The 13,607-nt window shown below is 51.2% G+C and carries 13 protein-coding genes; 8 read left to right on the top strand and 5 right to left on the bottom strand.

The features are described 5' to 3' along the window. Positions 1-49 precede the first annotated feature (49 nt). The 8 genes from ACH0WD_RS14435 (at position 50) to preA (ending at position 7,031) form a co-directional block, all read left to right on the top strand. On the top strand, positions 50-958 hold the full coding sequence (locus ACH0WD_RS14435) for a LysR substrate-binding domain-containing protein (RefSeq protein WP_000024658.1): 909 nt from the start codon (positions 50-52) through the stop codon (positions 956-958). A gap of 131 nt (positions 959-1,089) precedes the next feature. Next, the gene (locus ACH0WD_RS14430; protein WP_000045719.1) at positions 1,090-1,488 is read left to right on the top strand and encodes a CidA/LrgA family protein; all 399 of its coding nucleotides are present in this window, start codon (positions 1,090-1,092) and stop codon (positions 1,486-1,488) included. Further along, complete coding sequence (locus ACH0WD_RS14425; RefSeq protein ID WP_000989296.1) at positions 1,485-2,180, top strand: CidB/LrgB family autolysis modulator; 696 nt, start codon at positions 1,485-1,487, stop codon at positions 2,178-2,180. Before ACH0WD_RS14430 ends, ACH0WD_RS14425 begins: the two co-directional genes overlap by 4 nt. Positions 2,181-2,333: 153 nt before the next feature. Then, positions 2,334-3,218, top strand: coding sequence for a cytidine deaminase (gene cdd / locus ACH0WD_RS14420; RefSeq protein WP_000553527.1), 885 nt, complete (start codon positions 2,334-2,336; stop codon positions 3,216-3,218). Positions 3,219-3,394: 176 nt separating this feature from the next. After that, a complete protein-coding gene (gene sanA / locus ACH0WD_RS14415) occupies positions 3,395-4,114 on the top strand; it encodes an outer membrane permeability protein SanA (protein ID WP_000920081.1) in 720 nt (239 codons plus the stop codon). Next, entirely contained in the window at positions 4,111-4,356 is a 246-nt protein-coding gene (locus ACH0WD_RS14410) for a DUF2542 family protein (RefSeq protein WP_000605187.1), read from the top strand. Before sanA ends, ACH0WD_RS14410 begins: the two co-directional genes overlap by 4 nt. A 204-nt stretch (positions 4,357-4,560) precedes the next feature. After that, positions 4,561-5,802 carry an NAD(P)-dependent oxidoreductase gene (locus ACH0WD_RS14405; protein WP_001136401.1) on the top strand — a complete coding sequence of 414 codons (1,242 nt, stop codon included), beginning with the start codon at positions 4,561-4,563 and terminating at the stop codon, positions 5,800-5,802. Next, the gene (gene preA, locus ACH0WD_RS14400; protein WP_000956095.1) at positions 5,796-7,031 is read left to right on the top strand and encodes an NAD-dependent dihydropyrimidine dehydrogenase subunit PreA; all 1,236 of its coding nucleotides are present in this window, start codon (positions 5,796-5,798) and stop codon (positions 7,029-7,031) included. The genes ACH0WD_RS14405 and preA overlap by 7 nt, the downstream gene beginning before the upstream one ends. Positions 7,032-7,105: 74 nt before the next feature. On the opposite strand, the gene mglC is transcribed toward preA, so the two are convergent. From mglC to yeiB, 5 genes are all read right to left on the bottom strand, one after another. After that, positions 7,106-8,116, bottom strand: a complete 1,011-nt coding sequence (gene mglC, locus ACH0WD_RS14395; RefSeq protein ID WP_001275101.1) for a galactose/methyl galactoside ABC transporter permease MglC — start codon at positions 8,114-8,116, stop codon at positions 7,106-7,108. Positions 8,117-8,131: 15 nt separating this feature from the next. Next, the gene (mglA, locus tag ACH0WD_RS14390) at positions 8,132-9,652 is read right to left on the bottom strand and encodes a galactose/methyl galactoside ABC transporter ATP-binding protein MglA (protein ID WP_000535907.1); all 1,521 of its coding nucleotides are present in this window, start codon (positions 9,650-9,652) and stop codon (positions 8,132-8,134) included. 133 nt (positions 9,653-9,785) lie between these two features. After that, positions 9,786-10,784: a galactose/glucose ABC transporter substrate-binding protein MglB gene (mglB, locus tag ACH0WD_RS14385; RefSeq protein ID WP_001036943.1), complete on the bottom strand. Its 999-nt coding sequence runs from the start codon at positions 10,782-10,784 to the stop codon at positions 9,786-9,788. 498 nt (positions 10,785-11,282) lie between these two features. After that, on the bottom strand, positions 11,283-12,305 hold the full coding sequence (gene galS, locus ACH0WD_RS14380; protein WP_000628624.1) for an HTH-type transcriptional regulator GalS: 1,023 nt from the start codon (positions 12,303-12,305) through the stop codon (positions 11,283-11,285). Positions 12,306-12,454: 149 nt separating this feature from the next. Further along, positions 12,455-13,597 carry a DUF418 domain-containing protein YeiB gene (gene yeiB, locus ACH0WD_RS14375; RefSeq protein WP_001518079.1) on the bottom strand — a complete coding sequence of 381 codons (1,143 nt, stop codon included), beginning with the start codon at positions 13,595-13,597 and terminating at the stop codon, positions 12,455-12,457. Positions 13,598-13,607 lie beyond the last annotated feature (10 nt).

The raw sequence follows: 13,607 nt of genomic DNA, 5'->3' as shown, positions 1-13,607 counted from the left end.
AATGTACAATGGCTTTTCAGGCAGAGACATAACCTGGAGGTTATAGCGAATGGCGAACTGGGCGCAGAAATTGAAATTACATCACCTGCAAACGCTGGTTGCGCTGGGCGAACAGGGCAACCTGACGCACGTCGCCCGGATGATGAATATCTCCCAGCCGGCGCTATCGAAGTGGTTATCTCAACTCGAAGATGAGATAGGCATCACGCTTTTTGAGCGCCACAGTAAAGGGCTACGGCCCTCGGAAGGCGGTAAATTACTGCTCCAGCACGCCCAGCGCCTAATTAACGATCTGGAGCGTTCACAGTATGAAATCGCCCGTTTCAAGCAGGGCGGCCTGGTTGGCAGCCTGAAGATCGGCTGTTCGCCCGTGGCGACTGACTGCGTATCACAGGCGATTCTGAGCCTGCTTAACGAAATGCCGACGCTGCATCTGAATATTGAAGAAAAGGTAATGACGCCGCTGCTGCACGATTTGCTTGCCGGTCAGGTGGATGTGGTGGTAGGGCGTGTCGGCGGCCGCGCCCTGCAACTGCCGCTTAATTATCAGGTACTTTATACCGAGCCGGTCTGCTTTGTGGCGCGTCCGCACCATCCGCTGGCCGCGCGAGCGCAGATCGCCTGGAGCGATCTGGCGCACTGGCGATGGATAGTCTGGCCAACCGGCACTCCTATTCGCATCAGTATTGATAATGCCCTCGTCGATAATGGCGTCATGCTCCCGGAAAACACCATTGAATCGGCGTCAATGAACGTCAGCACCAATTTGCTGCAAAGCAGCGATATGATCTCTATTCTTTCTTTACGGCTGGCGCAACGCTATGCCAGCCAGGGGCAACTGGCGATTTTAAACTTGCCAAAAATTGAGCAAAAAGGCAGCGTAGGGATGTTCTGGCGTAAGAATGAGACGCCGTCTTTGGCCCTGAGTCGCTTTTTGTATTTTTTAGCCCAGGTTTAACGCCGCCGACCAGGGGCATTGCCCGATGTTCCTGCTGTCTATACCCACTATGCTAAGAATTCATGATGTGATCGGTAGCACGTTTTAACGTTTAATTGTATGATGAATCCATCTCATCAAGGGCTTTAAACATGAGTAAGTCACTGAATATTATCTGGCAATATATACGCGCTTTTGTATTGATTTATGCCTGTTTGTACGCAGGCATTTTTCTTGCATCACTGCTTCCTATCACTATTCCCGGCAGCATTATCGGGATGTTAATTCTGTTTGTGTTGCTGGCGCTGCAAATTCTGCCGGCAAAGTGGGTTAACCCCGGCTGCTATGTGCTGATTCGTTATATGGCGTTGCTGTTTGTGCCGATTGGCGTTGGGGTCATGCAATATTTTGATTTACTGCGCGCGCAATTCGGCCCGGTGGTGGTCTCTTGCGCTATCAGTACGCTGGTCGTTTTTGTGGTCGTAAGCTGGAGTTCACATCTGATACACGGTGAGCGTAAAGTGGTTGGGCAGAAGGGAACGAAAAAATGATGACATATATCTGGTGGTCGTTACCGCTGACGCTGGCGGTATTTTTCGCCGCCCGCCGACTGGCGGCGCATTTTAAAATGCCGTTGCTGAATCCGCTGCTGGTGGCAATGGTAGTCATTATTCCTTTTCTGTTGCTGACCGGTATTCCCTACGAGCACTACTTCAAAGGCAGCGAAGTACTTAACGATCTGCTGCAACCGGCGGTAGTGGCACTGGCCTATCCCCTTTATGAACAGTTGCACCAGATTCGCGCGCGTTGGAAATCCATTATTAGCATCTGTTTTGTCGGCAGTCTGGTAGCGATGATTACCGGAACATCCGTTGCCTTGCTGATGGGCGCAACGCCTGAAATCGCGGCATCGGTACTGCCTAAATCCGTGACTACGCCTATCGCGATGGCGGTGGGCGGCAGCATCGGCGGCATCCCCGCGATCAGCGCGGTATGCGTAATTTTTGTCGGTATTCTGGGCGCGGTGTTTGGCCACACGCTGTTAAACGCGATGCACATCCGTACTAAAGCCGCACGCGGGCTGGCAATGGGGACCGCCTCACATGCGCTCGGTACTGCGCGCTGTGCCGAGCTGGATTACCAGGAAGGCGCGTTTAGCTCCCTGGCGCTGGTGATCTGCGGCATTATTACCTCGCTGGTAGCGCCCTTTTTGTTTCCGCTCATTCTGGCGGTAATGCGCTAACGACGGGACAAAAGACCGGGTTAAAATTTGCGATACGTCGCGCATTTTTCATTGAAGTTTCACAAGTTGCATAAGCAATGAGATTTAGATCACATATTAAGACATAGCAGGCCCGTAAACTACGGTTCCATTACATTGTTATGAGGCAACGCCATGCATCCACGTTTTCAAACTGCTTTTGCCCAGCTTGCGGATAATTTGCAATCAGCGCTGGCCCCTATCCTGGCGGACCACCATTTTCCCGCCATGCTGACCGCAGAGCAGGTCTCGACGCTTAAAAATACGGCGGGACTGGACGAAGACGCGCTGGCTTTCGCACTGTTACCTCTGGCGGCGGCCTGCGCCCGTACCGATTTGTCCCATTTTAACGTCGGCGCGATTGCGCGCGGCGTTAGCGGCAACTGGTATTTCGGCGCGAATATGGAGTTCCTGGGCGCCACCATGCAACAAACTGTGCATGCTGAACAAAGCGCGATTAGCCACGCCTGGCTACGCGGCGAAAAAGGGCTCGCCGCCGTCACCGTTAACTACACGCCTTGCGGCCACTGTCGCCAGTTTATGAACGAGCTGAACAGCGGTCTGGATCTGCGCATTCATCTGCCGGGCCGCGCGCCGCATACGTTACGCGATTATCTGCCTGACGCTTTCGGGCCAAAAGATCTGGAGATCAAAACGCTGCTGATGGACGAGCAGGATCATGGCTTTACGTTAACGGGCGATACGCTAACGCAAGCGGCGATTACGGCAGCCAATAAGAGCCATATGCCTTATAGCCACTCACCGAGCGGCGTGGCGCTGGAATGTAAAGATGGCCGTATTTTCACCGGCAGCTATGCGGAAAACGCCGCCTTTAACCCTACGCTTCCCCCGCTGCAAGGCGCGCTAAACCTGCTGAGTCTCAATGGCTATAACTATGCGGATATTCAGCGTGCGATTCTGGCGGAAAAAGGCGATGCGGCATTAATTCAATGGGATGCCACCGCCGCAACGCTGAAAGCGTTAGGTTGCCATAATATTGACCGCGTGCTTCTCGGCTAAGCAAATGTGCCGGATAGCGACGCACTGGCGTCTTATCCGGCCTGACTCTCCTCTCCCGCGACCCGATACAAGGGAAATCATGCTGAAAATCTCCGCAATCAGACGGCGGTTTCTTGCGCTACGTCTTCGGGTACAGTAGCCTGATCGTACTTTCATCCTGGTATCGAGTTTCCTGCATGTTAAAGCGCGTGTTTTACAGCCTGTTGGTCCTGGTAGGCTTGCTGCTGTTGACGGTGCTTGGCCTCGATCGGTGGATGAGCTGGAAAACAGCGCCCTATATCTATGACGAGCTACAGGATCTCCCCTACCGCCAGGTTGGCGTCGTGTTAGGGACAGCCAAATACTATCGCAAGGGTGTCATTAATCAGTACTATCGTTATCGTATCCAGGGCGCGTTAAACGCTTACAATAGCGGTAAAGTCAATTACCTGCTGCTCAGCGGCGACAATGCCCTGCAAAGCTATAACGAACCGATGACCATGCGCAAAGACCTTATCGCGGCGGGCGTCGATCCTGCGGACATTGTGCTTGATTACGCTGGCTTCCGTACGCTTGACTCCATTGTGCGTACCCGCAAAGTGTTTGATACCAACGACTTTATTATCATCACTCAGCGCTTCCACTGCGAACGCGCCTTGTTTATTGCGTTGCATATGGGCATTCAGGCGCAGTGTTACGCGGTACCTTCGCCCAAAAATATGCTGACAGTGCGCCTGCGCGAATTTGGCGCCCGCTTTAGCGCGCTGGCGGATCTCTATATTTTTAAACGCGAACCGCGTTTTTTAGGCCCGCTGGTACCTATTCCCACGCAGCATCAGGTGCCGAATGACGCCCAGGGGTATCCGGCCGTTACGCCGGAACAATTGCTTGAACTGGAAAAGAAAAAAGGGAAATGATCATGGATGTACAGACGATATTTGTCATATTAGCCTTTCTGCTACTCCCGCTTTTTTGCTTCCGTGAGGCCTGGAAAGGCTGGCGAACCGGCGCGGTAGATAAAGTTGTCAAAAATGCGCGAAAACCGGTTTATGTCTATCGCCATGCCGATCCCGTACAATATTGGTCTTATCTTTTTCTTTATACCGGTTGCGGTTTTTTATTTACTGGAATGATTATTTATCTTCTTTTTTATCGTTAATCTATTTATTATCCCTTTAAAATTGAGAATAGTTATTATTATGATATAAGGAACAAATGCTGTTTTGCATTCTGGTTTCATTTTTTTGTGAATTCTTTCACAGAATACCCTTCTTTCAATGCTTAGGCTGGCGGTAGATTTTAGATCATTAAAACGCGTTATTTGCGTTTCGCCTTAATTTATTCAAGCATTAAGGAAGATTATATGCCGCAACAAAATTATCTGGATGAACTCACGCCTGGTTTTACGCCATTACTGGCAATAAAAGAGGCTTCACGTTGTTTATTATGTCACGATGCGCCCTGTAGTCAGGCTTGCCCGGCGCAAACCGATCCGGGGAAATTTATTCGTTCTATTTACTTTCGCAATTTTAAAGGCGCAGCGGAAACTATCCGGGAAAATAACGCGCTTGGCGCTGTCTGCGCCAGAGTCTGTCCGACGGAAAAATTATGCCAGCGCGGATGTACACGTTCCGGAATAGATAAACCTATTGATATTGCACGCCTGCAACGTTTTATTACCGATTTTGAACAGCAGACTGCCATGCAGATTTATCAGCCCGGGAGTAAAACACGCGGGAAAGTCGCGATTATTGGCGCGGGTCCGGCAGGTTTGCAGGCAAGCGTGACGCTCACGCATTTAGGCTATGACGTCACCATTTACGAAAAACAGCCGCAGCCCGGCGGATGGCTGCGTCACGGCATCCCGGCATTTCGCCTGCCGCAAAGCGTACTCGATCAGGAAATTGCCCGTATTGTAGAAATGGGCGTCAATATTAAATGTAATTGTGACGTGGGCGGGTCGCTATCGCTTGCGCAACTCAAAGCCGAATATCGCGCCGTGCTAATGACCGTCGGGATGTCCTGTGGATCTGATTTACCGTTATTTGAGCAAGCCAGTCACGTAGAGATTGCCGTTGATTTTTTACAGCGCGCCCGTCAGGCCGACGGCGATATTAGCGTTCCGCGTAGCGCATTAATTATTGGCGGCGGCGACGTAGCGATGGATGTCGCCAGTACGTTAAAAATTCTCGGCTGTCCTTCCGTCACCTGCGTGGCGCGGGAAGAATTAGCCGAACTCCCCGCCAGCGAAAAAGAATTTACCAGCACGCAGGCATTAGGCGTATCGATTATTGATGGTTTTACGCCTGTCGCCGTCAACGGAAATAAAGTGACCTTCCACCATGTACGCCATTCAGGAGAACTGACGCTGGAAGCGGAAAATATTATTTTGGCCGTGGGGCAGCACGCACGACTGGATGCCTTTGCGGAGATAAAAGCGCAGCATAATATTATCGACACGCACAATTATCAAACCGACGACCCGGCGATCTTTGCCGCTGGCGATATTGTTAAAGGCGATAAGACCGTCGTTTATGCGGTAAAAACCGGAAAAGAAGCCGCTCAGGCTATTCATCATTATTTAGAGGAGGCCTGCTCATGTTAACAAAAGATTTGTCTGTTACCTTTTGCGGCGTTAAGTTTCCCAATCCGTTTTGCCTTTCTTCTTCTCCGGTAGGCAATTGTTATGAGATGTGCGCCAAAGCCTATGATACCGGCTGGGGCGGGATCGTTTTTAAAACCATTGGTTTTTTTATTGCCAACGAAGTCTCTCCACGTTTTGATCACCTGACGAAAGAAGATACCGGTTTTATTGGTTTCAAAAACATGGAGCAAATTGCTGAGCATCCGCTGGAAGAGAATCTGGCCGCCATTCGACGGCTAAAACAGGATTATCCGGATAAGGTGCTGATTGCTTCCATCATGGGAGAAAATGAACAGCAGTGGCAGGAACTGGCGCGTCTGGTTGAAGAAGCCGGCGCGGATATGATTGAGTGTAACTTCTCTTGCCCGCAGATGACCTCGCACGCCATGGGAAGCGATGTAGGGCAAAGCCCGGAGCTGGTTGAAAAATACTGCCGCGCCGTAAAACGCGGTTCATCTTTGCCAATGCTGGCGAAAATGACGCCGAATATTGGCGATATGTGCGAAGTCGCGCTGGCCGCCAAACGCGGCGGAGCCGACGGTATCGCCACCATCAACACCGTGAAATCCATTACTAACATCGACCTGAATCGCAAAATCGGGATGCCGGTGGTTAACGGTAAATCCAGTATCTCCGGTTATTCAGGAAAAGCGGTGAAACCCATTGCGCTGCGTTTTATCCAGCAGTTGCGAATGCACCCTGAACTGCGCGATTTCCCGATTAGCGGTATCGGCGGCATTGAAACCTGGGAAGACGCTGCCGAATTTCTGCTGCTGGGCGCGGCGACCCTACAGGTGACGACAGGCATTATGCAATACGGTTACCGCATTGTAGAAGATATGGCGAGCGGCCTCAGCCACTATCTGGCCGATCAGGGATTTGCCTCATTACAGGAGATGATCGGGCTGGCGAATGGCAATATTATCCCGGCGGAAGATCTGGATCGCAGCTATATCGTCTATCCGCGGATTAATCAGGAGAAATGCGTCGGCTGCGGACGTTGCTATATCTCCTGCTATGACGGCGGTCATCAGGCGATGGAGTGGGATGAACACAGCCGCACGCCGCATTGCAATACGGAAAAATGCGTCGGTTGTCTGCTGTGCGGTCATGTCTGCCCGGTCGCCTGTATTGATTTAGGCGAGGTCAAATTTAAAAAAGGCGAAAAAGAACACGCGTTAACGCTGTAGCTCGCGGTATGAAGCCCGGCGCGCAGTTTCGCTGCGCCGGGTTATCTGATAAGCAAGGTAATAGGTCTGGATAACTACTTCTTACGCGCGTATTTCAGCGAGTCCAGCGCCACGGCGAAAATGATAATGCCGCCTTTGATAATGTACTGCCAGTACGGGTTTACCCCGATATAGGTCAGGCCATAGTTGATGACGGTAAAGATAATGACGCCGGTCACCACGCCGAAGACCGTCCCCACTCCGCCGCTAAACGATACGCCCCCGACCACGCACGCGGCAATCGCATCCAGTTCATACATAAAGCCGAGGTTGTTGGTGGCAGAACCAATACGCCCTGCTTCCAGTAAGCCGCCGAAGGCATAAAACACGCCGGAGAGCGCATAGATCATCAGCAGGTTCAGCGCCACGTTTACGCCAGAAACTTTCGCCGCTTCCGGGTTGCCGCCAATAGCAAAAATGTTTTTACCAAAGCGGGTCTTATTCCACAGCACCCAGACAAACGCTACCGCAATCAGGGCGTAAAAGGTGATGTATGAGAGCCGGAAACTGCCCATCGCCACAAAGCCCTGCGCAAAGGTGGAAAAGCCGCTGTCAAAGCCGGAAATGGGCGAAGCGCCGACAAAGTCATAGTAAAGGGAGTTGATCCCATAAACGATAATCATCGTGCCAAGCGTGGTAATAAACGGCGTCACGTTCAGGTAAGCAATGATGATACCGTTCACCAGGCCAATCACCGCGCCAATCGCGCAGACAATCAGGATGACCAGCGCAATCGGCATGGTCGCCATTTCCGGAAACACTTTATTGGCGTTTTCCATTGATTGCAGTAATGTTGCCGCCACGACCGCCGCCAGCCCTACCTGACGCCCCGCCGACAGGTCTGTCCCCTGGGTGACGATGAGTCCCGCCACGCCCAGCGCGATAATAATACGTACCGAAGATTGCGTCAGAATATTACTTAAATTCAGCAAACTTAAAAAAGTCGGATCCTGGAAAATAATAATCGCCAGCAGCACTAAAAGAACGACGTAAATTCCGCCCTCTTTCAGCCAGGTCAAAAAGCTTTTCTTGTTTAACGCACTCATAAGGAGCCCCTGATCTTAAAGGTGCAAAGAAGCAAGACGCAAAATTTCGTTTTGCGTTGTTGTTTTAGTATCGACAATGCCGGAAACGAGACCGTTACTCATCACCAGGATACGATCGGTAATCCCTAACAGCTCCGGCATTTCAGAAGAGATAATGATGATCCCCTTGCCTTTTTTCGCCAGTTCCGCAATAAGCTGATAAATTTCAAATTTTGCGCCGACATCAATGCCGCGGGTCGGTTCGTCCAGCATTAATATTTCCGGCTGCGTCAATAGCCAACGACCAATGATCACCTTTTGCTGATTGCCGCCGGAAAGTGAACCAATTTGCGTGCGATGCCCCGGCGTTTTTACCCGCATGGAATCAATGACCCATTGGGTGTCGCTTTTCATCCGGGAATTATCCAGTAACCCCACTTTATTTTTATAATTACGGATATTCGAAATTAATGAGTTAAACCCGATATCCAGATAGGCATAAATTCCGGTAGAACGACGCTCTTCTGTCACCAGCGCAAAACCGTGGTTAATCGCTTCGTTCGCAGTGTGATTATTAATTTTCTTGCCATGTAAAGTGATTGTCCCGGACGACTTCTCACGAATGCCAAACAGCGTTTCGACGATATCGGTACGCTTTGCCCCAACCAGACCGGCAATGCCCAGAATTTCGCCCTTGTGCAAATCAAAGGAGACATCGCGAATGGAAGGCTGGCGCAGCGAGGTCAGGTGACGAACCTCCAGAATCACGTCGCCCGGCTTATTTTCTTTATCCGGAAAGCGCTGGTTCAGGGAACGCCCGACCATCATCGCAATGATCTTATCCATATCCAGCCCTTCCAGCGGCTGGGTGGCAATCCACTGACCGTCGCGCAAGATAGTAATTTCATCGCACAATTGAAAAATTTCTTCCATTTTATGCGAGATATAAACAATGCCGCAGCCGCGTTCTTTCAGCTTGCGAATAATGGTGAACAGATGATTAACCTCTTTCTCAGTTAACGATGAGGTCGGTTCATCCATAATAACGATCTTAGCGTTATAGGAAAACGCCTTCGCAATTTCGATCATCTGCATTTGCGAAACGGATAACGTTCCTACGCGCGCGCGCGGGTCAATATCGATATCCAGTTCATCAAATATCGCTTTGGTATCCTGGTACATTTTATCCTGGTCGACAAACATACCTTTGGTGGGATAACGTCCCAGCCACATGTTATCCATGACCGAACGTTGTAATACCAGGTTTAACTCCTGGTGTACCATCGAAATCCCATTCTCCAGCGCTTCTTTCGCCGAATGGAAGTCCACTTCTTTTCCCTGAAATACAATGCTGCCGGAATCTTTTTGGTAAATACCAAAAAGACATTTTAATAATGTTGATTTGCCTGCGCCGTTTTCGCCCATTAATGCATGAATAGAGTGCGGACGAACGTTTAAGTTGACATTATCAAGCGCTTTCACGCCGGGAAATGATTTGTTAATGCCACGCATTTCCAACAAATATTCACCCGACGGCGGAGAAATCGTGCTGCCCATAATGATACCCTGTCGGCCTTTTTAATTATGACTATCCGCGCCGGATGGCAAAAGAAATACGTTATCCGGTCTGCGGCACGTCATCCTTCCACGGTTTCAGGGCGCAACAAAATTGCGCCCACAGACGGAAAAGTTATTTTTGGGTAAATTCGCTCAGATTGTCTTTGTCCACGCCGACATAAGGCACGCGCACGATTTTGTTCTCAATCTTCCAGCTGGTGCCGTCAGCCGCGCCCTTGCCTTCGGCGAGGTTTTTCGCCAGATCGAATGTCGCTTTCGCCTGATTGTTGGCGTCATTCAGTACCGTACCGGCCATCGCGCCCGATTTCACCAGCGCCAAAGCTTCCGGTAACGCATCGACGCCAAAGACCGGAATCGACGATTTATTATGCGCTTTCAGCGCCTCTACCGCGCCCATCGCCATCGCATCGTTATTCGCGATAACCACTTCAATCTTGTTAGCGTTCGGGCCAGACAGCCAGGCATCCATCTTATCTTTTGCCTGCGCGGTATCCCACATGGCGGTGTCTAACGCCAGTTGCTCGGTCTGAATACCTTTATCATTTAACTCTTTCACCACATACGTCGTACGGGCTTCAGCATCCGGGTGCCCCGGCTCGCCTTTCAGCAGAACATACTGAATTTTACCGTCTTTATTCAGATCCCAACCCTGATTCGCCTGCCAGTGTTTGGCAATCAAGTCGCCCTGAATCACACCGGATTCTTTAGAGTCAGTCCCGACATAATACGCCTTGTCATAGCTGTCCAGCGCTTTGCGGGAAGGCTCTTTGTTAAAGAACACCACCGGCACATTTTGCCCGCGCGCTTTCTCAATCACCGTACCGGCGGCTGCCGGGTCGACCAGGTTAATCGCCAGAGCTTTAACCCCTTTCGCCAATAAAACGTCAATTTGATCATTCTGTTTGGACTGATCGTTTTGCGAGTCATTCATCAGTAGCTGAACATCCGGCGCGGATTTGCCATCTTTTTCAATAGCCTTACGCACCACGGACATAAAGTTATCGTCATATTTATAAATCGTCACGCCAATACGAGTATCAGCCGCGTGCGCGTGCGCGCCGAATAACAGACTTGCCATCACGGCAGAAAGGGTCAGTACCTTCTTATTCATGGTAGCTCCGGTTTTATTATGTAGGGTATAGCGTAAAAAAATGCCCGGCTGTTCAGCACGTTAACGCGTGTTACTGAACGCCGAAGCGTATTTAGAGCCTATCCCACCAGGCGTTATTGGCGCAGCCAGTTTGGACACGGACAGCGCGCAAAAACCGGAGCGTACACGTAGTACGTGAGGTTTGACTCGCTACGCTCGCCCTTCGGGCCGCCGCTAGCGGCGTTCAAAACGCTAACGCGTTTTGGCGAGCACTGCCCAGGTCCAAAATGGCAAGTAAAATAGCCCTAATGGGATAAGCTCTTATTCAACTCTTTATTTTTGTCCGGTAGTCGCGGGATATTGTGATAACGGTTTTTATAAGCGAAATACCCCAGCAAAACTGACAACTAACTGTTACACATTAGTTACAATGCGACAAACGTTGTCATCATAGCTATCACAATGTTAATAAACTGTGAATTTACTCACAGATTGAAAACGGTTACATGCGGGGCATAATCAGTTAGTGATCAGTACCGCATTCTGTCGCCACGCCACCGAATGGCGCCGTACCAGCGTCGGCATGAAGCAGTGCGTCGCCGTGATATCCAGCGTGCCTGCGGCCCCCTGTAACGCCAGCTCGGTCGCGATTTTCGCCATAGAAGCAATAGGATAGCGCACGGTAGTCAACTGAGGATCGGTATAACGAGCAATAGGGATATCATCGAAACCGATGACAGACAGATGCAAGGGAATAGCGATGCCGTTATCTTTTAACGCCGTCAGCGCGCCCGCCGCCATGTTATCGTTATAGGCAAATACCGCCGTCAGTTGCAGATTGCGTCCCAGCAACTCAACCATTGCCGACTCGCCGCCCTGCATATCCGGCGTGCCGGTGCCAATCCAGCTCTCCGACGCAGCAACCCCCTGCTCTTGCAGCGCGTATAACCACCCTTCTCTGCGCATCGCGTCATCTTCAATACGGTGGCTGGAGGCCAGGTAGCCGATGCGTTGATGTCCATTATTCAGCAACATTCGGGTCGCCATTCTGGCGCCGCTCACATTGTCGAGACAGACACAACGATGCGCATAACCCGGCACGATACGGTTAATCAGCACCATACCGGGGATCTGATCCATAAAGTCGCTCAGCTCGCGATCGGTTAAGGCTTTTGAGTGAACAATCAATGCGTTACAACGCTGACGGATCAAGACTTCAATCGCATGGCGCTCTTTTTCCGCCTCATGATAACTGTTGCCAATGAGAACATATTTCTGGTGCTGCTGCGCGACCAGATCTACGGCTTTCACCAGAGCGCCGAAAAAGGCATCGGAAACATCCATGACCACGACACCGATGGTATCGCTCATCTGGGTGGCCAGCGCTTGCGCATTCGCATTTGGCCGATATCCCAGCAGGGTGACGGCCTGCATAACGGCGTCACGGGTGTCGGGACTGACCAACGCGCTGTTATTCAGTACGCGGGAAACGGTCGCTACAGACACGCCAGCCTGGCGCGCTACATCACGAATGGTGATCATATTCACTGCCCTGTTTGAGTTCAAAAATGCTCACAAATGCCCCGTTAGCAGGCGGCTATTTTGTCAGCACCCTGCACAGGACTACGTGAGAAACATCACAGGGATGGAAACGGTTACAGCGATTTTGTTAATGAATGTGATTCAGATCGTTATCTGAGCGATCCTGACGCGCGCAACGTGAGTTGACGCCATAACCACTCGACCGGTCCCTGTCGCCAGAAACGTAGCCAGATGACGGAAAAGAGAAGGTTTATTGCCCATACCGGAACGACAAAGAACAAGAGTTCCAGTCGATTGAATTTCATAAATAAGCCAAACTGATAAAAGAGCGTGGTACAGATGATCGTCTGCAGCAAATAATTGGTCAGCGCCATTCGCCCTACGCAGGCAATGGCAAGCGTCAGTCTGCATCGGCTAAGCTGCGGCCAGAAGCCAAACATCAGCGCGGCATAGCCCAGCGTTTGCAACGGCGCGCTCAGTTCACGCGGCGCCTGCAATAAGAAGGCGCACCAGCGGTACGCCCAGTCCAGCCGCCATTGTAAAATGACCGCAGGCAGGTTGATCATTAGCCCTAACGCCACCAGCAGAACCCCGGTACGGCGATAGTGCCGCAGACTGTACTGACCTTTCAGCCAGCCGCTACGCATTAGCGCGGCGCCCAGCAGCATCATACCTGCCAGTTGCCAGCCATACTGCGCGCCGAGCGCCAGTAAACTATTTGACAGCATCTCTGCCCGGTTGCTGATAGCCTCCATGCCGCCGTTCAGCTTCCAGTATTTTTCATACAATATTGCCGACGCATCCGGCGTCCAGGCGCGGCTGGTTTCGCTACTCGATACCACGCCCAGCAGCAGTAGCACGCCAATCCCGACCAGATAAAGGAGTATGCCGGTATTGAACAGGCTTTTTACCGAAGGCGCGTCGCGTACCAGTCGCCAGCAAATTAACCCGACCAGACCGTAGGCCAGCAGAATGTCGCCGTCCCAAAAGAATAACGCATGGATAAAACCTAACAGTACCAATAGCGTTAAGCGCGACTGAATCCACTGTTTACCACGCGGAAGCAGCATTTGTAGCCCCGCGCCAAACAACAACGCGAACAGCGTAAGAAACTTAGCCTGCGCCACAATATCGAGAATCGCCCAGGACCAGGCGTCTTCGGGAACGATCGCGCCGTACCAGGCGGGATTGAGATAAGCCGCCTTCGGCAATCCAAAGGCGCTAATGTTAAGAAGCAGGATACCGAGGATAGCGACGCCACGTACAAAATCCAGCGTGACATTACGCTCCATCGTCTCCGCC

The sequence above is a fragment of the Salmonella sp. 2020_1395 genome, assembly GCF_043848115.1.
Lineage (GTDB): Bacteria > Pseudomonadota > Gammaproteobacteria > Enterobacterales > Enterobacteriaceae > Salmonella > Salmonella enterica.
This window is presented reverse-complemented; position numbering and strand designations above follow the sequence as displayed.

Coding starts and splice junctions, on each gene's coding strand:
- mglB (WP_001036943.1), bottom strand. CDS start 10,784: ATGAATAAGAAGGTACTGACCCTTTCTGCCGTGATGGCAAGTCTGTTA.
- galS (WP_000628624.1), bottom strand. CDS start 12,305: ATGATCACCATTCGTGATGTAGCGCGCCAGGCTGGCGTGTCTGTAGCG.
- mglA (WP_000535907.1), bottom strand. CDS start 9,652: ATGGGCAGCACGATTTCTCCGCCGTCGGGTGAATATTTGTTGGAAATG.
- mglC (WP_001275101.1), bottom strand. CDS start 8,116: ATGAGTGCGTTAAACAAGAAAAGCTTTTTGACCTGGCTGAAAGAGGGC.
- ACH0WD_RS14430 (WP_000045719.1), top strand. CDS start 1,090: ATGAGTAAGTCACTGAATATTATCTGGCAATATATACGCGCTTTTGTA.
- ACH0WD_RS14410 (WP_000605187.1), top strand. CDS start 4,111: ATGATCATGGATGTACAGACGATATTTGTCATATTAGCCTTTCTGCTA.
- ACH0WD_RS14405 (WP_001136401.1), top strand. CDS start 4,561: ATGCCGCAACAAAATTATCTGGATGAACTCACGCCTGGTTTTACGCCA.
- ACH0WD_RS14425 (WP_000989296.1), top strand. CDS start 1,485: ATGATGACATATATCTGGTGGTCGTTACCGCTGACGCTGGCGGTATTT.
- sanA (WP_000920081.1), top strand. CDS start 3,395: ATGTTAAAGCGCGTGTTTTACAGCCTGTTGGTCCTGGTAGGCTTGCTG.
- yeiB (WP_001518079.1), bottom strand. CDS start 13,597: ATGGAGCGTAATGTCACGCTGGATTTTGTACGTGGCGTCGCTATCCTC.
- ACH0WD_RS14435 (WP_000024658.1), top strand. CDS start 50: ATGGCGAACTGGGCGCAGAAATTGAAATTACATCACCTGCAAACGCTG.
- preA (WP_000956095.1), top strand. CDS start 5,796: ATGTTAACAAAAGATTTGTCTGTTACCTTTTGCGGCGTTAAGTTTCCC.
- cdd (WP_000553527.1), top strand. CDS start 2,334: ATGCATCCACGTTTTCAAACTGCTTTTGCCCAGCTTGCGGATAATTTG.